This window comes from Mesorhizobium sp. Root695, assembly GCF_001428185.1.
In the GTDB taxonomy this organism is placed as follows: domain Bacteria; phylum Pseudomonadota; class Alphaproteobacteria; order Rhizobiales; family Rhizobiaceae; genus Mesorhizobium.
The window spans coordinates 129,623-147,344 of record NZ_LMHO01000012.1 but is presented as its reverse complement, the minus strand read 5'-3'; the positions used below and the strand labels follow the sequence as shown (position 1 = coordinate 147,344).

18 protein-coding genes are annotated in these 17,722 nt (G+C 64.5%); 14 read left to right on the top strand and 4 right to left on the bottom strand.

What is annotated here, in order from left to right; translation table 11 throughout:
* The first annotated feature begins 1 nt into the window (after position 1).
* Both ASD99_RS13770 and pobA read left to right on the top strand, forming a co-directional pair.
* Positions 2-1,054, top strand: a complete 1,053-nt coding sequence (locus ASD99_RS13770) for a 3-carboxy-cis,cis-muconate cycloisomerase (protein ID WP_057143966.1) — start codon at positions 2-4, stop codon at positions 1,052-1,054.
* Positions 1,054-2,226, top strand: a complete 1,173-nt coding sequence (pobA, locus tag ASD99_RS13765) for a 4-hydroxybenzoate 3-monooxygenase (protein ID WP_057143965.1) — start codon at positions 1,054-1,056, stop codon at positions 2,224-2,226. The genes ASD99_RS13770 and pobA overlap by 1 nt, the downstream gene beginning before the upstream one ends.
* Before the next feature lie 10 nt (positions 2,227-2,236).
* Here pobA and ASD99_RS13760 read toward each other — a convergent pair whose 3' ends face one another.
* Complete coding sequence (locus tag ASD99_RS13760; protein WP_056581522.1) at positions 2,237-2,707, bottom strand: NUDIX domain-containing protein; 471 nt, start codon at positions 2,705-2,707, stop codon at positions 2,237-2,239.
* 172 nt (positions 2,708-2,879) lie between these two features.
* Here ASD99_RS13760 and ASD99_RS13755 point away from each other — a divergent pair, with 172 nt between their 5' ends.
* Positions 2,880-3,413 (top strand): sterol desaturase family protein, encoded by a 534-nt coding sequence (locus ASD99_RS13755; protein WP_056581519.1) that lies wholly within the window; start codon positions 2,880-2,882, stop codon positions 3,411-3,413.
* Positions 3,414-3,437: 24 nt separating this feature from the next.
* Here the strand turns inward: ASD99_RS13755 and rsgA are convergent, their stop codons facing one another.
* The gene (rsgA, locus tag ASD99_RS13750; RefSeq protein WP_057143964.1) at positions 3,438-4,475 is read right to left on the bottom strand and encodes a ribosome small subunit-dependent GTPase A; all 1,038 of its coding nucleotides are present in this window, start codon (positions 4,473-4,475) and stop codon (positions 3,438-3,440) included.
* A gap of 395 nt (positions 4,476-4,870) precedes the next feature.
* On the opposite strand from rsgA, the gene ASD99_RS13745 reads away from it, so the two are divergent.
* Positions 4,871-5,905, top strand: a complete 1,035-nt coding sequence (locus ASD99_RS13745) for a LacI family DNA-binding transcriptional regulator (protein WP_057143963.1) — start codon at positions 4,871-4,873, stop codon at positions 5,903-5,905.
* Positions 5,906-5,915: 10 nt separating this feature from the next.
* Here the strand turns inward: ASD99_RS13745 and ASD99_RS13740 are convergent, their stop codons facing one another.
* Together ASD99_RS13740 and ASD99_RS13735 are read right to left on the bottom strand one after the other, a co-directional pair.
* Positions 5,916-6,839, bottom strand: coding sequence for an alpha/beta hydrolase (locus tag ASD99_RS13740; protein WP_082583286.1), 924 nt, complete (start codon positions 6,837-6,839; stop codon positions 5,916-5,918).
* Positions 6,840-6,849: 10 nt separating this feature from the next.
* The gene (locus ASD99_RS13735) at positions 6,850-7,998 is read right to left on the bottom strand and encodes a Gfo/Idh/MocA family protein (protein WP_056581509.1); all 1,149 of its coding nucleotides are present in this window, start codon (positions 7,996-7,998) and stop codon (positions 6,850-6,852) included.
* Positions 7,999-8,171: 173 nt separating this feature from the next.
* On the opposite strand from ASD99_RS13735, the gene ASD99_RS13730 reads away from it, so the two are divergent.
* From ASD99_RS13730 to ASD99_RS13685, 10 genes are all read left to right on the top strand, one after another.
* Positions 8,172-9,518, top strand: a complete 1,347-nt coding sequence (locus tag ASD99_RS13730) for an ABC transporter substrate-binding protein (protein WP_056581508.1) — start codon at positions 8,172-8,174, stop codon at positions 9,516-9,518.
* A gap of 65 nt (positions 9,519-9,583) precedes the next feature.
* Positions 9,584-10,447 carry a carbohydrate ABC transporter permease gene (locus tag ASD99_RS13725; protein WP_244482709.1) on the top strand — a complete coding sequence of 288 codons (864 nt, stop codon included), beginning with the start codon at positions 9,584-9,586 and terminating at the stop codon, positions 10,445-10,447.
* Positions 10,444-11,280, top strand: a complete 837-nt coding sequence (locus ASD99_RS13720) for a carbohydrate ABC transporter permease (protein ID WP_056581503.1) — start codon at positions 10,444-10,446, stop codon at positions 11,278-11,280. The genes ASD99_RS13725 and ASD99_RS13720 overlap by 4 nt, the downstream gene beginning before the upstream one ends.
* Positions 11,281-11,285: 5 nt before the next feature.
* Positions 11,286-12,107 (top strand): sugar phosphate isomerase/epimerase family protein, encoded by an 822-nt coding sequence (locus ASD99_RS13715; RefSeq protein WP_056581928.1) that lies wholly within the window; start codon positions 11,286-11,288, stop codon positions 12,105-12,107.
* 11 nt (positions 12,108-12,118) lie between these two features.
* Positions 12,119-13,195: a Gfo/Idh/MocA family protein gene (locus ASD99_RS13710; RefSeq protein WP_056581500.1), complete on the top strand. Its 1,077-nt coding sequence runs from the start codon at positions 12,119-12,121 to the stop codon at positions 13,193-13,195.
* A complete protein-coding gene (locus ASD99_RS13705; protein WP_056581496.1) occupies positions 13,195-14,013 on the top strand; it encodes a sugar phosphate isomerase/epimerase family protein in 819 nt (272 codons plus the stop codon). The genes ASD99_RS13710 and ASD99_RS13705 overlap by 1 nt, the downstream gene beginning before the upstream one ends.
* Entirely contained in the window at positions 14,013-14,846 is an 834-nt protein-coding gene (locus ASD99_RS13700; protein WP_057143961.1) for an alpha/beta fold hydrolase, read from the top strand. The genes ASD99_RS13705 and ASD99_RS13700 overlap by 1 nt, the downstream gene beginning before the upstream one ends.
* Positions 14,843-15,565 carry a ribulose-phosphate 3-epimerase gene (locus tag ASD99_RS13695; RefSeq protein WP_057143960.1) on the top strand — a complete coding sequence of 241 codons (723 nt, stop codon included), beginning with the start codon at positions 14,843-14,845 and terminating at the stop codon, positions 15,563-15,565. The genes ASD99_RS13700 and ASD99_RS13695 overlap by 4 nt, the downstream gene beginning before the upstream one ends.
* A complete protein-coding gene (locus ASD99_RS13690; protein ID WP_057143959.1) occupies positions 15,562-16,584 on the top strand; it encodes an ROK family protein in 1,023 nt (340 codons plus the stop codon). The genes ASD99_RS13695 and ASD99_RS13690 overlap by 4 nt, the downstream gene beginning before the upstream one ends.
* Entirely contained in the window at positions 16,577-17,677 is a 1,101-nt protein-coding gene (locus ASD99_RS13685; protein WP_057143958.1) for an ABC transporter ATP-binding protein, read from the top strand. Before ASD99_RS13690 ends, ASD99_RS13685 begins: the two co-directional genes overlap by 8 nt.
* Positions 17,678-17,722: the final 45 nt, after the last annotated feature.

Here is a 17,722-nt window from a genome sequence, read left to right as displayed (position 1 = left end):
CATGACCGTATCGCCCTTCGACCATCCACTGCTCTCCGCTCTTCTCGGCGACGAGGAAGCGGCGAGACACTTTTCCGTCGAGGCGGAAATCGATGCGATGCTCGCCTTCGAACGGGCGCTGGCGCAAGCCGAGGCCGAAAACGGGATCATCACCAAGGATGATGCCGCAGCGATCCTGGCCACACTTGCCACATTCCGGCCCGACACCGCCTTGCTGCGGGCTGCCATCGCCAGGGACGGCGTCATCGTGCCGGAGCTGGTGCGCCAGATCAGGGCGGCGGTCGGCGAACCGCACGGCCAGAAAGTGCATTTCGGCGCAACCAGCCAGGATGTCGTCGATACCGGCCTGATGCTTCGGCTGAAATACGTCGTCGAGCATCTCGGCCTGCTTCTGACCGAAACTGTCATGCGCATCGCCTCGCTCGAAGAGCGTTTTGGCGGTAGGGCGCTGACCGGGATGACGCGCATGCAACCGGCGATTCCGATCAAAGTGGCGGATCGCACAATGGCGTGGCGGGCGCCGCTGCAACGGCACCAGGAGAGGCTGTCGGAGCAGTCCGAGCGTCTGCTGGTGGTGCAGTTCGGCGGTGCCGCAGGCACGCTGGAAAAGCTCGGCGGCAAGGGGCCTGCGGTGCGCGCAGCCCTTGCCACCAAGCTGGGCCTTGGCGACGCCCCGCAATGGCATAGCCAGCGCGACGCGCTCGCCGACTTTTCCGGCCTGATGTCGCTGGTGACCGGCAGCCTCGGCAAATTCGGCCAGGACATCGCGCTGATGGCGCAAGGTGGAACCGAGATAGAGCTTTCCGGTGGCGGCGGCTCGTCGGCCATGCCGCACAAGCGGAACCCCGTGAAGGCCGAAGCGCTGGTGGCGCTTGCCCGCTTCAACGCCACGCAGCTTTCCGGCATGCATCAGGCGCTCGTGCATGAACAGGAGCGCTCGGGCACCGCCTGGACGCTGGAGTGGCTGCTGCTGCCGCAAATGATCGTCGCGACCGCCGCGTCGCTACGCCTTGCCGCCGAACTGGCCGCACAGGTCGAAGGTCTCGGCCACTGATGCGCACACAAATCGTCATCATCGGGTCCGGACCGTCCGGCCTGCTGCTCGGCCAGCTTCTGGCCGGCATCGGCGTCGAGACGGTCATTCTGGAACGCGCGAGCCGGGAGCATGTGCTTGGCCGCGTGCGGGCAGGGGTGCTCGAACAGGGCACGGTCGAGCTGCTGGAACAGGCCGGCGCGGCGGTGCGGCTGCATGCCGAAGGGTTGCCGCATTCCGGCATCTCGCTCGCCTTCGACGGACGCCTGCACCGTATCGACCTCGAGGTACTCACCGGCGGCAGGCATGTCACCGTCTATGGCCAGACCGAGGTGACGCATGATTTGATGGACAAGCGCGACGCGGCAGGACTGACCACGATCTACGAGGCGGCAAATGTCACGCTGCACGATTTCGACGGCGCCGCGCCTTTCGCCACCTATGACCGGGACGGGGTCACGCATCGCATCGATTGCGACTTCATTGCCGGCTGCGACGGCTATCATGGCATCAGCCGCAAATCGGTGCCCGAGCGTGCGCTGAAGACCTTCGAGCGGCAGTATCCGTTCGGCTGGCTCGGCGTGCTGGCCGAAGTGCCGCCGGCCGACCACGAACTGGTCTACGCCAATCATGAGCGGGGTTTTGCGCTGTGCTCGATGCGCTCGACGCATCGCAGCCGCTACTATGTGCAGTGCCCCGAGGGCGACCGCGTCGAGGCGTGGTCGGATGGGCGCTTCTGGGACGAGTTGCGCCGCCGCTTGCCCGAGCAGACGGCCGCAAGCGTCGTCACCGGGCCATCCTTCGAGAAATCGATCGCGCCGCTGCGCTCCTTCGTTGCCGAGCCAATGCGCTTCGGCAGGCTTTTCCTGGTCGGCGACGCCGCCCACATCGTGCCGCCGACCGGCGCCAAGGGCCTCAACCTCGCCGCCAGCGACGTGCGCTATCTCTTCTCGGGTTTGCGCGACTTCTACCGCGACAAAACCATGGCTGGCATTGATTGCTATTCGCAGAAGGCGCTGGCACGGGTCTGGAAGGCGGTGCGCTTTTCCTGGTGGATGACGACGATGCTGCACCGCTTTCCCGACACCGGCGAGTTCGGCCAGCGCATCCAGGAGGCCGAGCTCGACTACCTCGTGCAGTCGCGTGCCGCATCGACCGCGCTCGCCGAGAACTATGTCGGCCTGCCCTACTGAGGGCTGCGGATCATCCGGCGCCTTGTTGCCTGGCAAAATCCAAAAGCATCGGGCGCTGCCCCACGAGGATCTTCACTTCGGCCTCGGGCAAGGTGAACCACCCCGCTTTGTCGACCTCTGGGAACGCCTTGAGGGATCCCGACCTTGGCGGCCATTCCATGGTGAAGCTGTTGCTCTTGATGGTGGCCACATCGATGTCGATGGTCGCCTCGACAGACCAGGCCGAGACGATCTTGCCGCCCGGTTGCCTGTAGTCGCCGAGACGCTCGAAGGAGCCATCGACCTTGACGCCGAGCTCTTCCTCGGTCTCGCGTTGCGCTGCCGTCAACTCGTCCTCATTCTCGTCGACAAGACCTTTCGGTATCGACCACGCACCATCGTCCTTCTTCGCCCAGAACGGTCCGCCTGGGTGGACCAGCAGCACCCTGAGATCGCCGTCGCTGCGGCGATAGATCAGCAATCCCGCGCTGCGTTTTGCCATTTTATACGTCCGTCTGCGAAGCCGGCAGCCTGCCGATGGTCCTTGAATCGTTGACGCGAACCTTGCACCAAGGGATTGCGACGCTATGTCTGGCGCGTCTGCATTGCACCTCACTCGCGAGTCCGGCAATGTGACACCATCGCTTATTTGGCGGCACGAAGGCTAGGTGACGATGCAACTCGGTCTTATTGGCTATTATAGCGACTTCGTGGTGTATCCGCTGGTGATCGCCGTGCTGGCGGTGGCCGGGCTGCTCGAGGCCGGCGAAGAGAGTGCGCCAGGCTGGATCGGCACGGTCCTCGCCTGTCTCGGCCTCTGGACGCTGACCGAATACCTCCTGCACAGGTTCGTTCTTCACCACATCCCCTACATCAAGGACCTGCATGATCGTCACCATGTCGAGGAGCGCAGTTCGGTGGGCACGCCGACCTGGCTCAGCCTCGGGGTGCATGCCCTGGTCGCGTTTGTGCCCGTTTGGGCGGTCTCGGACTTCGCAACCGCGAGCGCGGTAAGCTGCGGGCTGATGCTGGGATATCTCTGGTACATCAGCGTCCACCACATGATTCATCATTGGCATCCAACCCATCCGAGCTATCTCTACACGCTCAAGCGTCGCCATGCCGTGCACCATCACATCGACGAAACGGCCAATTTCGGTGTCACGTCGGCGCTTTGGGATCGGATCTTCGGTACCGCGCGGCTCTGAAACAAGGGGCCTGCGTCCCGCCGCTCAACGCCTCTTTCCGCGACCGCCAGGAAACTTGGCTCCGCGCGGCCCGCTCTGGACCGGTGTGTTGTTCTGGTTTTCGTCGGACAGTTTGCGCCAGCGGGCAAGGCGCTCCGGATCGAGCGTTCCGGCCTTTAGGGCCGCCTGCACCGCGCAGCCCGGCTCGTGCACATGCGTGCAGTCGCGGAACTTGCACAGCGGCGCGAGTTCGGTGATTTCGGCAAACAGCGTGTCGATGCCGGAGGCGACGTCGCTGACCTGCAGCGTTCGCATTCCCGGCGTGTCGATCACCCAGCCGCCGCCGGCAATGGCGTGCAGCGATCGCGACGTGGTGGTGTGGCGTCCCTTGGAATCGTGCTCGCGAATGCCTCCGGTCTGTTGCGGCGATTGCTGCGCCGATCCGGCCAGCGTGTTGACCAGTGTCGATTTGCCGACGCCGGAAGAGCCGATCAGCGCCACCGTCTGGCCTGCACCGCACCATGCGGCGAGCGCGGTCGCGGCATCCGATGTGCGGGGATTCAGCATCACCACCGGCAATCCACGCTGCAACGCGGCAGCCCGCCTTTCATACGTCTCGGCGTCTTCAGCGGTATCGGCCTTGGTCAGCAAAATCACCGGCGTCGTTCCGGCCTCGTTGGCCAGCGCCAGATAGCGCTCGAGGCGGGCGGGATTGAAGTCGGCATTGCAGGAGGTGACGATGAACAACGTGTCGACATTGGCCGCGGCGAGCTGCGGCACCCTGCCGCCCTGGGTGCGGCGTTCCAGCACCGTCTTGCGGTTCAGGCGGCGCTGCACAAGGTGGTCATGCCCATCAACCAGCACCCAGTCGCCGACGGCATAGTCGCCGGTGTTGGCCTGCGCCGGCAGCGTCAGATCGAATGGCCCTGCCTGGGACAGGCCGGTCAGGCGGTCGCGATGGACCGAGGCGATCCGCGTCGGGATAAGATTGGCTTCGCCGGGCTCGAGCTGGTCGCCAAAAAATTCCGTCCAGCCCAGGCTGGCAAGCGATGGCGTGGAGTGATCCGTCACGGCTTTGACCACAGCGTCGCAGACATTAGACAGTATCCCTGGCAAAATCGAAGGAGAGGCGGACCACCCTCGGGCGGGCGATTGCTCAGCTGTATGGGCGGCATGGTGGCATTTGGCAAGATGGAGCCTTGCTGATGGCTGAGCGGCAATCTTGCGTTCGAAACCAATCCCTTGATCGCCGAGCCGACGATACGCGCCATGCCCCGTTTTGTACCTCGAAGCCTGTATTGCCAGCTTCGCGGCGTCAATAAATTATTTGACGTACGCAATATTTTTGCGCTGTATTGGGAACTGTAAAAATTTGACTGAATAAGTTCGCTCACGCATTGCCGCTTCCGGTCAACGGTCGCATGACTGGTGACAGCCCAATCGTGTCGGCAATGACGGCAAGGGGACCTGAAATATCGATGGCGGAGAAGACACACCGCACGATGGATGACTTCGCCCAGGCATGTGGCGTGTCTCGGCCGACGCTGTCCAAGTATTTCGACGATCCGGCGAGCGTGAAGCCGGCGACGCGGGCGCGCATCGAAGCCGCGCTGCGCTCTTCGGACTATCAGCCGAACCTTTTCGCGCGCAACCTCAACCGCAAGCGTACCCGCAACATTGGCATCGTCGTACCGACGATCACCGATCCATTTTATGCCGAGATGGTCAGCCGTATCGAATTTCGCTGCCGCGACGAGGGCTATTGGCCGATCGTCATCTCCTCGCATGGCTCGCCGAAGCTGGAAGCGGAGTCGGTCAGGACGCTGCTGTCGCTCAAGGTCGCCGGTGCGATCATCGCCCCGCTTGGGCTGGCCTCCGACCGCGGCGTTTTCGACAAGCTCGGACAGGACATTCCTATCGTCTATTTCGACACCTATATCGAGGGCGATACGCCGTTCGTCGGCAACGACAACCGGCAGAGCGTGTCGACCATCGTCGACTATCTGTGCCGGTCGGGCGAACCGCCGATCTATCTCGACATTCCGCATGTCAACCACAACTCCGGCGAACGCCAGGAAAGCTACATCGTCGCGATGGAGAGCGCCGGGTTCAAGCCAGTCGTCATCGAGGCCGCGCGCGACTACACCTGGGACTTCGAACGCATCGGCTATGAGCAGACGGAAAAAATGCTGGAGGCCGGCACCTTGCCCGGCCGCACCATCCTGTGCGCCAATGATCGTCTCGCCTTTGGCGTGATGGCGGCCGCGTACTCGCGGGGCCTGAAGGTCGGCCGCAAGCCCGATTGCGATCTGCGGGTTGCCGCGCATGACGATCATCCGCTGAGCCGCTACACCTGTCCGGCGCTGACCACCATGGCGCAGGATTTCACCGCCATGGCCGGGCGCAGCGTCGAGATCCTGTTGGCCTTGCTGGACGAGGCCGATCCGCCGAAGCAAAGCTTGGCCCGCACGGTCAAGCTCGGCGCCACCCTGGTGATGCGTCAGTCGGCCTGATCTTTCGGGGTCAGGGCCCCTTGTCGAATTGGCGCCAGGCCGCCGTCGCCTCGGCCACCGCTTGCCGCGCGGCAGGGATATGGCGTCCCATCGAGACGAAGCCGTGGATCTGGCCCGGCCATTGCCGCAGGATCACAGGCACGCCTTCGGCTTGCAGGCGCGCTGCATAGGCTGCCCCTTCGTCGGCCAGGATATCGCAGCCGGCAAGCGCCACGAATGCCGGTGTGACGCCGGCGAGATCAGGCGCCAGCAAGGGCGAGACGCGCCAGTCCATGATGTCGTCGGGTGTTCGTACATAGTGGTCGCGGAACCATGCCATGGTGGCGGCCGTAAGTCCGAAGCCTTCGCCGAAAAGCCGGTAGCTGTCCGATGTCTGCCGCGCATCGGTGTTGGGATAGATCAGGATCTGCGCGGCAAGCGGCGGAACGAGCCCATCGCGGGCAAGCAGCGCCAGCACGGCGGCGAGATTGCCGCCGGCGCTGTCGCCGGCAACACCGATGCGCGCCTTGTCGATGCCGAGATCGGCGGCATTCTCGGCCATGAAGCGAAGTGTTGCCAAGCAATCCTCGAGCCCGGCGGGAAATTTGTGTTCCGGCGCCAGGCGGTAGTCGGGGCAGACAACGGCGCCAACGAGATTGGCCAATAGGCGGCAGATCTCGTCATGCGAATCGAGATTGCCGATGACCCAGCCCCCGCCATGCGCCCCGGTTTGCGGCGCGCCGATGCCGCGATGGATGCGGAGCGCAATAGGCCCGTTCGGCCCGTCGATCTGCTGTTCCAAGGTCGTTGCGACCGGCTCACGCTCGCCCTGTAGCGTCGGGAACGAGGCGTTGTAGGCGGCGCGTGCCGCCGCCACGCTGCCGGTCTCGAACGGCTCGCCGCCGGCTGCACGACCAATTTCGAGGACGCGCAACGCATCCGGATCGAGCTTCATGATCATACCCTCAGGCCAGCAGGTCGCTTGCCTCTTCCTCGGTCAGCAGGGCCGGCTGGACGACATCGCCCGCGACGGCGACCGAGCCCTGTGTTTCACCGGAGCGCAGGATCGCCTCCATGATCTCCAGCACATGCAGCGCAAGGCTGCCGGAGGCGCGTGGCGCGTTGCCGCTTTGAAGCGAGCGCACCAGATCGGCGACGCCGAGCATGCGGTAGTTGGCGCGGTCGGGTGCCGCATAAGGCCAGTTGCGGGCGCCGTAGAGCTCACCTTCGCTGGCGAAATCCCTCCACTCGGCGCCGCGTTCGGACAGCGACACGGTGCCGCCGAACGTATCGGGGTCAGGCAGGCGCAGCGAGCCTTCCGTGCCGTGCAGTTCGATCGGATGGTTGGAGTGGCGAAAGACATCCCAAGAGGCGCCGAAGGTGACGGTCGCGCCGGAGCGGAATTCGAGAAGCGACAGCACGTTGGTCGGCGTGCCGACCTTGAACGTGGTGTTCTTGAATGGTCCCTCGGCTGATATCAGCCGCTCCTCCTGGCCGCGCGTCGCCATCGCCATGACGCGCTCGACCGGACCGAGCAGATTGACCAGCATGGTCAGATAGTAGGGGCCCATGTCGAACACCGGGCCGCCGCCCGGCTGGTAGTAGAATTGCGGGTTGGGATGCCAGTGCTCCATCCCGCGGCCCATCATGAAGGCGGTGCCGGTGACCGGGCGGCCGATGGCGCCGTCGTCCATCAGCCGGCGGGCGCGGCGTCCGGCAGCACCGAGGAAGGTGTCGGGCGCAGAGCCGAGCAGCAGGCCGCGTGATCTCGCCTCGTTGACCAGGCGTTGTCCGTCGGCGGCCGAGGTGGCGAGCGGCTTTTCGGTGAAGACGTGCTTGCCGGCCGAAAGCGCGGCAAACGAAATGTCGAAATGCGCAGCCGGAATGGTCAGGTTGAGGACAAGATCGATCTCGGGATCGGCCAGCAACGCATCGACACCGAGCGCCCTTATGCCATATTCCTTGGCCCGCACCGTCGCCATATCTGCCGAGATATCGGCGCAGGCGCGCAATTCGATGCCGCCGAAGAGAGCGGCATTGCGCAGGTAGGTCATCGAGATGTTGCCGCATCCGATGACGCCGATCCCGAGCTTCGTCTTTGATTTTCCGTGCATTTTCGATCGTACCTCCCAACGCGGTCATCGTCTGTCGAATCCGCCCGGTCGGTAACGGATCGCTTTCGCAAAGGGCTATACAACATTTTAAATATTGACGCGCGTAAAATTTTTATACAACATGCGAAAATGCTGGCGCGATATCGGGAGGCTGCCAGCCCTAGGAGGAGAAAATGACAGACATGAAAAAACGGCCGACCGCCGCACCTAAGCCTGTGGGTCATGTGACGATCGCCGATCGCCGGCAATTTCTCATCGGTTCCGCCGGCCTTCTCGGCGCGGCGGCGTTCGGGGCAGGGACATCCCTTGGCATTGGCCGTGCTCGTGCCCAGTCACGCGCCGAAATCAGCTTCGCCAGCGCCGCCTTCTTCGGCAAGGAGACCTTCGGCGACCTGATCAAGGCCTTCAACGAATCGCAGGACCGCGTCCTGGTCAAGAACATCGAATTGCCGCCGCCGAGTTCCTCGACGGAGGTCTACCAGGGCCTGGTGCAGCAACTCGCCCGCCGCACCGGCACGCCCGACGTCTTCAGCCAGGACGTGATCTGGATCGCCGGCTTTGCCGCCGCCGGATGGGCGTTGCCGCTCGACGAGTACTTCCCGGCCGACAAGCGCGGCGCCTACTTCACCGGAACCCTCAATGCCTGTACCTATGGCGGCAAGCTCACGGCCCTTCCCTGGTTCATGGATTCGGGCATGTTCTATTACCGCAAGGACGTGCTGGAAAAGCATGGCGGCAAGGTGCCGGAAACCTGGGCCGACATGGCGACCATTGCGGCTGCCGCGCAGAAGGCCGGCGATATCGATTTCGGCTATCTCTGGCAAGGCAAGCAGGCCGAGGTTTTGGTCTGCGACGCGGTCGAGATCATCACCTCCAACAACGGCGCGATCCTGGCACCCGACGGCAAGTCGTCGCTGATCAACCAGAAGGGCGCGGTGGAGGCGATCCAGTTCCTGCACGACACCATCGCCACCGGCAAGATCAGTCCCCAGGACGTGCTGTCCTGGGACGAGGAGCCGTCGCGCCAGCCCTTCACCTCGGGCAAAGCGATGTTCATGCGCAACTGGTCCTATGTCTACCCGATCGCCCAGGACGCCAAGGCTTCCCAGGTGGTCGACAAGGTCGGCGTCGCGCCGCTGCCGTCATTCCCCGGCGGCAAGAGCTCGGCCTGCCTCGGCGGCTACCAGCTCGGCGTCAATGCCAACTCGAAGCAGCGCGAAGCCGCGATCGAACTCTTGACCTGGCTGTCGTCGACCGAGACCCAGCACCGCATCGCGCTGAACTTCGGCCTGGCGCCGACACGCCCCGCGCTGTTCCAGGACGCACAGATCAAGAAGGAACAGCCGTTCATGGCCAGCCTGGAAAAAGTATTCACCGGCGCCACGGCACGGCCGATCACGCCCGAATACGCCAAGGTGACGCTGGCCCTGCAGTCCGGCATCTCCAAGGCGCTGGTTTCCGGCAACGTCCAGGCCGAGATGGACGCACTCGCAGCGCAAATCGACAAGATCGTCGGCTAACCATGTCCGCGGCGGCCACTGTTTCCGGTATCGGCCGACCGCGGCGCAGGGCGCTTCCCAGCGCCATGTGGGCCTTGCTCCTGCTGACGCCGGCCTTCGTGTCGCTGGCGTCAGTCTCCTTCTACCCGATAGTCAATGGGCTCTATCTCTCGCTGACCAACACCTCGTTGATCACGCAGGAGCAGGGTTTCACCGGCTTCTCCAACTATGTAGAACTGTGGGGCGACCCGCAGTTCTGGAACGCCTGGTGGCACACAATGTGGTTCACCGCCGCCTCGACCGTGCTGGAGACGGTGATCGGGCTCGGCATGGCGCTCATCCTGTGCGAAGCCTTCAAGGGGCGCGGGCTCGTCCGCGCGGCCATGCTGGTGCCGTGGGCGATGCCCACTGTCGTCACTTCGAAAATGTTCGGCTGGCTGTTCGACGGCCAGAACGGCATCATCAACTACATCCTCCTGCATGCCGGGCTGATCGACCAGAACGTCAACTGGTACGGCTCCACCGACACGGCGATGATCACCATCATCATCGCCGACGTCTGGAAGACGACGCCGTTCATGGCGCTGCTGCTTCTGACCGGATTGCAGACCGTTCCCAATTCGCTGATCGAGGCGGCGCGCATGGATGGCGCCAAGGGCTGGATCACCTTCTGGTATATCCGCCTGCCGCTGCTGATGCCAACCTTGCTGATCGCCGGCTTGTTCCGCGCGCTCGACGCCTTCCGCGTCTTCGACCTCGTCTATGTGCTGACCGGAGGAGGTCCGGCCGATTCGACCGAAACGCTGTCGACGCTGTCCTATAAGGTGCTCTTCTCGACGCTGCAGTTCGGCTACGGCTCCGCGGTCTCGACGGCGATGTTTGTCACGGAGGGTCTCATCGCGCTGGTGTTCTGCCTGTATCTCGTTCGCCAGATCAGGAGGGCGGGATGAACGACACGCGCTCACCGATGCAGACGTTCTTCATCTATGCCGGTGCCGTGCTGATCCTCGTCTGGTCGGGCGGTCCGTTTCTCTGGCAGTTCTCGACCTCGTTCCAGCTCGACAAGGCGTTGACGTCGGGCTCGCCGTCGCTGATCCCGCATCCCTTCACGCTGGAGCACTACTACAACGCCTTCGTCGAGAAGCAGCTTCACCGCTACGTCTGGAACTCGCTGGTGGTTTCGCTGGCGACGACCTTCCTGTGCCTGTTCGTTGGCTCGCTGGCCGCCTTCGCGCTGTCGCGGCTCAACATCAAGGGCCGCTTCGGCATTCTCATGGTCATCCTGTCGGTGTCGATGTTCCCGCAGATCGCATTGGTCGGGCCGCTCTATCTGGTCGCCACCAATCTCGGCCTGCTCGATACCTACACGGCGCTGATCATCACCTATCTGGCGCTCGGCCTGCCGCTGGTGACCTGGGTGCTGTTCGGCTATTTCGAGACGCTGCCGCGCGAAATCGACGAGGCGGCGCGCATGGACGGTGTCAGCATTCCCGGCCTGCTCTGGCGCATCATCCTGCCGATGTCGCTGCCCAGCCTGGTGACGACTGGCCTGCTCGCCTTCATCACCGCGTGGAACGAATTCCTGTTCGCGCTCGCCTTCACCTCCAACATCGACCGGCAGACGATCCCGGTCGGCATCGCCAACTTCACCAACCTCTATTACGTCCCCTGGGGCGACATCGCCGCGGCGTCCGCCGTGGTGACCGTGCCCTTGATCCTTCTGGTGCTGTTCTTCCAGCGCCACATCATCGAAGGACTGACCCAGGGCGGCGTCAAGGAATGAACGACATGACAAAGACGAAGCTCAAGGTCGGCTGCCAGACTTTCACCTGGGAAATGCTTGGGGACCGTTTTGCCGGCGGCCCGGACGATCTGCTCAAAGCGATCGCCGATGGCGGCTATGCCGGCATCGAGATCACCGACACCATGATTGGCGGCTATGCCGACAGGCCGTCACAATTCGCCACGGCACTGAAGTCATCGGGCCTTACTCTTGTCTCCTTCGCCTTCGGCTCGAAGAGCGGCTTCACGCTGAAGGAGGAGATCGGCGCCGACCTCGAAACCGCCAAGCGCTGGATCGACTTCGCCTCCGCATTTCCTGGCGCGTTGGTGTCGATAGGCTCTGCGACGGTGGTCTCCGACGGTCCGCGCGAGGACAAGTTCGCGATCGCGGCCGAGGTCTACAACAGGGCCGGCGAGCTTGGGCGCAAGGCTGGCGTCGAGGTGGCGGTGCATCCGAGCTCGCACCACAACACGCTGCTGTTCGACCGCGCCGACTACGACACGATCTTTGCCTTGCTCGACCTCGATCTGGTCGGCTGGGTGCCGGATACCGGCCATATCCTGCGCGGCCACAAGGACATGGCCGATACGCTGCGCACCCACCGCGACCGCATCCGCTACATCCACCTGAAGGACGTCGATGCCAACGGCACCTGGGCCATGCTCGGCAAGGGCGTCTGCGACACTCCTGCGGTCATCGAGATCGCCGGCACCGCACCGCGCTTCAACGGCTGGCTGGTGTTGGAGGAAGAATCCGAAACGGCCGCCGCCGATCCCGCCGGCGCGGTCAAGACCAACCGCCAGACAGTGCGCTCCTACGGCGCTTGAAGAACGAGACGATGATCAAGAAACAGGACAGACGCCTCAGGGTCGGCGTGCTCGGTTGCGGCCCCATCGCGCAGTTCGCGCATCTGCAATCCTGCGTCAAGGCCGGCAATGCAGACCTTTACGCCATCTGCGACGCGGCACCCGACCTGCTCGCACGCATGGGCGCCACCTACGAGCCGCGGAAGATCTATGCCGACTACGACGCGATGCTGGCCGACCCCGAATTGGAAGCCGTGATCGTCGCCACCTCGGACGTCTATCACGTACCGATGTCGATCAAGGCGCTCGATGCCGGCAAGCATGTTCTGTGCGAAAAGCCGATCGGCACCTCGGTCGAGGAAGGCGAGGCGCTGGCGCAGGCGGTCAGGCGCTCGGGCAAGATCCTGCAGGTCGGCCATATGAAACGCTTCGATCCGGCGCTGGAGGCGGCGCGCGATTTCGTCCGCGACGAGATCGGCGAGGTGCTGGCGCTGAAGGCCTGGTATTGCGATTCCACCCATCGCTACACCAACACCGATGCCGTGCAGCCGCTGCCCGTCACCAGCAAGCTCGCGAAGAAGCCGGCGGGAAATCCGAAAGCGGATCTCAGGCAGTATTTCATGCTGGCGCACGGCTCGCATCTGGTCGACACCGCGCGCTTCCTGTGCGGCGATATCGTCGCCGTGCGTGCCCGCCTCAATGAGAAATTCGGCGCCTATTGCTGGTTCGTCGAGACCGAATTCGCCAGCGGTGCGCTCGGCCATCTCGACCTCACCGTTGCCGTACGCATGGACTGGCACGAAGGCTTCCAGCTCTATGGCGAGAACGGTTCGGTCATCGCCAAGACCTTCAACCCCTGGTACTTCCGTGCCAGCGAGGTTGAGATCTTTCACGAGAAGACCGCCACCGCTCACAAGCCGCTTGGCGCCGACGGCCATTTCTTCCGCCGCCAACTGGAAGGCCTTGCCCAAACGGCGCTGGAAGGCACGCCGATGCGCGGCGCCAATGTCGAGGACGGCATTGCCTCGATCCGCGCCATGGTTGCCATTGCGCGTTCGGTGGAGACCGGTGAGCGGGTGGAACTCGCCTCGGTTTCGGGAGCGGTCTGATGCGTCTCGGCATTTTCGCCAAGACTTTTTCGGATGCCGAACCGGCCGTCGTGCTGACGGCGGTTAAGCAGGCGGGCTATGAGACGACGCAGTTCAATCTTGCCTGCGCGGGCCTGCCGTCGATGCCGGATGCGGTGCCGGCGGATGCCGTCACAGCGATCCGCGCCGCCGCGCAATCGAGCGGCGTTTCACTTGCAGCGCTTTCGGGCACCTACAACATGGCGCATCCCGACAAAGCCGTCCGCGACGACGGCCTCAGGCGCCTGGCCGTGGTCATCGAGGCTGCTGCTGCCCTGGACATCCCGCTGGTCACGCTCTGCACCGGCTCGCGCAACGCCGCCGATCAGTGGGCGTATCATCCCGACAATGCCACGCCGGCCGCCTGGTCCGACATGGCTGCCGAGATGGAGAAGGCGCTGGTGCTGGCCGAGGAGGCCGGCGTCGATCTCGGCATCGAGCCCGAGCAGGCCAACATCGTTACCTCAGCCAGGGATGCGATCAGGCTGATCGCCGAGATGGGATCGAAGCATCTGAAGATCGTGCTTGATCCGGCAAACCTGTTCGAATACGCGACGCCCGGCGAGGCGCGCGCCATCGTCGCCGCAGCGATCGACGAGGCTGCCGGCCATATCGCCATGGCGCACGCCAAGGACCGCTATAGTGACGGCCGCTTTGCCACATCAGGGCAAGGCATCGTCGATTTTCCGGATTTCGCCGCGCGGCTGAAAGCTTCGGGCTTCGACGGGTCGCTTGTCACCCACGGCCTGTCCGCCGACGAAGCACCCGGCGTCGCCGCCTTCCTGCGAGGGCTCCTCTGATGGGCGTCGCGCCGACGATCCTGCTTCGCGATGATGCAGCGCTTCGTGTCTTCGATACGGGGCAGGGCGGACTTCCCGTCATCTTCCAGCATGGCCTTGGCGGTGACGCGACGCAGGCCGCGCAGAACTTTCCCGACAGTCCTTCATACCGCCGGCTGACCGTCGAATGCCGCGCGCAGGGCGGTTCCGACGCCGGCACGACACGGCCCTTTTCGATCGCGATGTTTGCCGATGATGTGCTGGCCGCCGCCGATGCGGCCGGCCTCGACCGCTTCGTCGCCGGCGGCATCTCGATGGGCGCGGCCATCGCCTTGCAGCTTGCCGCCCGGTACCCGGACCGCGTCCTGGGTTTGGTGCTTGTTCGCCCTGCCTGGGCCTTCGACGCGGCGCCACAAAACATGCGGCCCTATGTGGAAGTGGCGGAGCTTATCCGCAACCGTCCACTGGATGAGGCGCGAGACGCCTTCGCGGCCTCCGCCACGGCGGCTCGCTTTCGCACCGAAGCGCCGGACAATCTTGCCTCGCTGCTCGGCTTCTTCGCGCGCGACAACGCGGCCGTCTTCGCCGAGGTGATGCAGGCGATCGCAAATGATGGGCCCGGTGTGACACGGGCAGAGGCCGCCGCCCCTGCAATCCCCACGGTCGTCATCGGCAGCTGTATCGATCTCGTCCATCCGATGGCGACCGCTCGCAGCCTTGCCGGCGTCATCCCCAACGCGGCCTTTGCCGAGGTGACGCCGAAAGCCACCGACAAGGAGCGCCATTTCGCCGAGATCCGCGCCACCATCGGCAGCTTCCTCAAAGATCGTTTCAACAATCAGGACCAATCATGACTTCAAAGCCCCTGTCAGGCCCGGCCGCCATCGCCGCATTGCCGCGTGATCGCATGATCGCCGAATTCTCGCTGTGGTCGGCCAATCTCGCCAACTTCGAGAGCGATCTCAGGCGTATCGAGCCCTATGTCGATCTTCACCACATCGATGTTGCGGACGGGCATTTTGCCCCGTCCTTCCTGTTCTTCCCCGATCTCGTCGCTCGCATCGCCGGGCTGACGACTAAACCCATCCATGTTCATCTGATGGTCGATGAAGCAATCGTCGAGGCACAGACGCGCCAGTTCATCGAAGCAGGCGCCGACATGATCAGCGTCCATGCCGAGAATGGCGAGGCGGGATTGCGCGCCGTTAGGTTGGCGCGTGAGCTCGGCGCCGAAGCCGGCGTCGTGCTCAGGCTGGAGACGCCGGTCGGGACGGTGACGCCTTTCGTCTCCGAGGTTGCCTTCGTAACGCTGCTTGGCACCGCAATCGGCGTCAAGGGCCAGAGCCTGTCGGACAAGGCCTGCGACAGGCTGGGCGCTGCCCGCGCCACCCTGAGAGAGGCCGGCCGCGAGGCGGAAGTGGTCCTGGCGGCCGATGGCGGCATCCGTCACGAGACCGTGCCATTGCTGCGTGCCGCCGGTGCCGAAACAGTGGTTCTCGGTTCGCTCGCCTTCGGCGACAAGGATCTCGCCGGCCGCATCGGCTGGCTGCACGGATTGAAGGCAGCGGCATGACAATAGAAGCCGCCCTTGCGATCGATCTTGGCGGGACGGAGCTTCGTGCCGCCCTGGTCGACCGTGAAGGCAAGATCCTGGCATTCGCGGCGGTGTCGACGCAGGCGCAAGCCGGCCCCGATGTGGTGATCGGCCAGATCGAGGCGCTGGCGGCCACCGTCCATGCCGAGGCTCCGGCACTCTCGATCGTCGGCGTCGGTGTCGGTGCGCCGGGGCCGCTCGATCCGCTGGCCGGCATCGCTGTCGGCCCGCCGACACTCTCCGGCTGGCTGGACGTGCCGCTTGCCGACATCCTCGAACGGCGGCTCGGCCTGCCGGTGCGGCTGGAGAACGACGCCAATGCCGCGGCACTCGGCGAATGGCGCTTCGGCGCCGGCCATGGCGCTCGCTCGCTGGTCTTCGTCACGGTTTCCACCGGCATTGGCGGCGGTGTCGTCGTCGACGGGCGCATCCTGCATGGCCGCCGTGGCCTTGCTGCCGAGATCGGCCATATGACCATCACCAGTGAAGGCGAGCGCTGCGTGTGCGGTGTCGTCGGCTGTTTCGAGGCCATCGCCTCGGGAACCGCGCTCGGCCGCCGCGCCACCGCTGCCACGGCCGCCGGCGACGGCTCGGCCTTGCGGCGCCTCTCCGTGGATGCGGAGGTGACCGGCCGCCATGTCGTCGAGGCGGCACGGCTGCGGGACGGTCTTGCCTCCGCCTTGCTGGAGGAAGAAGCGCGCTGGCTGGGCGTTGGCTTTACCAACCTCTTGCATCTCTATTCGCCCGATGTGCTGGTCGTCGGCGGCGGCATTGCCAATGGGCTCGATCTGATGCTGCCGACCATCGAGGCGACCATCAGGCAGCGGGCCATGCGCGCCTATCGCGACGTGCCGGTCGTTCAGGCCCAGCTTGGCCGCCATGCCGGACTCGTCGGCGCCGCCAGCCTTGTCCTGTTCGATGATGTGGGCACGATTGCCGCTCGCATGCCTGTCGGTCCAAGCACATATCCGGATACGAGGAGGGACTTCAATGGCTGAGCTCAAGCTGCGCGGCGTGCGCAAGTCCTACGGCAATGCCGAGGTGATCAAGGGCGTCGACCTCGATGTCGGCGACCGCGAGTTCGTCGTCTTCGTCGGCCCGTCCGGCTGCGGAAAGTCGACGCTGCTGCGCATGATCGCCGGCCTTGAGAAGATCACGTCCGGCGATCTCATGCTCGACGGCGCGCGCATCAACGAGGTCGATCCTTCAGAACGCGGCCTCGCCATGGTGTTTCAGTCCTATGCGCTCTATCCGCATATGACGGTCGCCGACAATATGGGCTTCGCGCTGAAGATCGCCGGACTGCCGCTCGCCGAGCGCGACGCCAAGGTCAAAGCGGCGGCCGAGGTGCTGCAACTGTCGCATCTGCTCGGGCGGCGGCCGAAGGAGCTGTCCGGCGGCCAGCGCCAGCGCGTCGCGATCGGCCGCGCCATCGTGCGCCAGCCGAAAGTCTTCCTGTTCGACGAGCCGCTGTCGAACCTCGACGCCGCACTGCGCGTCAACATGCGGCTGGAACTGATGCAACTGCACGAACGGCTCGCCGCCACCATCGTCTACGTCACGCACGACCAGACCGAGGCGATGACCATGGCCGACAAGATCGTCGTCCTCAACGCCGGCACCATCGAGCAGGTCGGCACGCCGCTCGATCTCTATGCCAGGCCAGCCAATGTCTTCGTCGCCGGCTTCATCGGCTCGCCGAAGATGAACATGCTGCCGGTCAGGGTTCTCTCGGCCAATGCGGATGGCGTTGCGGTTGCTTTGCCGGGCGGGTCCAGCGTGGTCGTTCCGGTCGAGGCGGGTTCGCTTGTGCCCAACAGTGAGCTGCTGCTTGGCATAAGGCCGGAACATATCCGCATCGCGGATGCGGGCCAGTTCAAGGGCGAGGCGGTGCTGGCCGAGCGACTCGGCGGGCTGACCATCCTGCATGCGGATATTGGCGAGAAGACGAGGCTTGTCGTGCAGACCGAAGGCACCGATATGACCCCGCTGCACAGCCCCATCGCGCTGCAGGCCGATCCGTCTCGCTGCCATCTCTTTGCGGCGGATGGCGAGGCGCTGGCGCCTTTGGCCAAAGCCCGTACTGCCTGACATCGTTGTGGGCAGTACGACAACGGCCGGAAGCAGCAAGCCTCC

Coding starts and splice junctions, on each gene's coding strand:
- ASD99_RS13690 (WP_057143959.1), top strand. CDS start 15,562: ATGACAATAGAAGCCGCCCTTGCGATCGATCTTGGCGGGACGGAGCTT.
- ASD99_RS13770 (WP_057143966.1), top strand. CDS start 2: ATGACCGTATCGCCCTTCGACCATCCACTGCTCTCCGCTCTTCTCGGC.
- ASD99_RS13755 (WP_056581519.1), top strand. CDS start 2,880: ATGCAACTCGGTCTTATTGGCTATTATAGCGACTTCGTGGTGTATCCG.
- pobA (WP_057143965.1), top strand. CDS start 1,054: ATGCGCACACAAATCGTCATCATCGGGTCCGGACCGTCCGGCCTGCTG.
- ASD99_RS13760 (WP_056581522.1), bottom strand. CDS start 2,707: ATGGCAAAACGCAGCGCGGGATTGCTGATCTATCGCCGCAGCGACGGC.
- ASD99_RS13745 (WP_057143963.1), top strand. CDS start 4,871: ATGGCGGAGAAGACACACCGCACGATGGATGACTTCGCCCAGGCATGT.
- ASD99_RS13735 (WP_056581509.1), bottom strand. CDS start 7,998: ATGCACGGAAAATCAAAGACGAAGCTCGGGATCGGCGTCATCGGATGC.
- ASD99_RS13700 (WP_057143961.1), top strand. CDS start 14,013: ATGGGCGTCGCGCCGACGATCCTGCTTCGCGATGATGCAGCGCTTCGT.
- ASD99_RS13725 (WP_244482709.1), top strand. CDS start 9,584: ATGTGGGCCTTGCTCCTGCTGACGCCGGCCTTCGTGTCGCTGGCGTCA.
- ASD99_RS13685 (WP_057143958.1), top strand. CDS start 16,577: ATGGCTGAGCTCAAGCTGCGCGGCGTGCGCAAGTCCTACGGCAATGCC.
- ASD99_RS13715 (WP_056581928.1), top strand. CDS start 11,286: ATGACAAAGACGAAGCTCAAGGTCGGCTGCCAGACTTTCACCTGGGAA.
- ASD99_RS13695 (WP_057143960.1), top strand. CDS start 14,843: ATGACTTCAAAGCCCCTGTCAGGCCCGGCCGCCATCGCCGCATTGCCG.
- ASD99_RS13710 (WP_056581500.1), top strand. CDS start 12,119: ATGATCAAGAAACAGGACAGACGCCTCAGGGTCGGCGTGCTCGGTTGC.
- ASD99_RS13740 (WP_082583286.1), bottom strand. CDS start 6,839: ATGAAGCTCGATCCGGATGCGTTGCGCGTCCTCGAAATTGGTCGTGCA.
- ASD99_RS13720 (WP_056581503.1), top strand. CDS start 10,444: ATGAACGACACGCGCTCACCGATGCAGACGTTCTTCATCTATGCCGGT.
- ASD99_RS13705 (WP_056581496.1), top strand. CDS start 13,195: ATGCGTCTCGGCATTTTCGCCAAGACTTTTTCGGATGCCGAACCGGCC.
- ASD99_RS13730 (WP_056581508.1), top strand. CDS start 8,172: ATGACAGACATGAAAAAACGGCCGACCGCCGCACCTAAGCCTGTGGGT.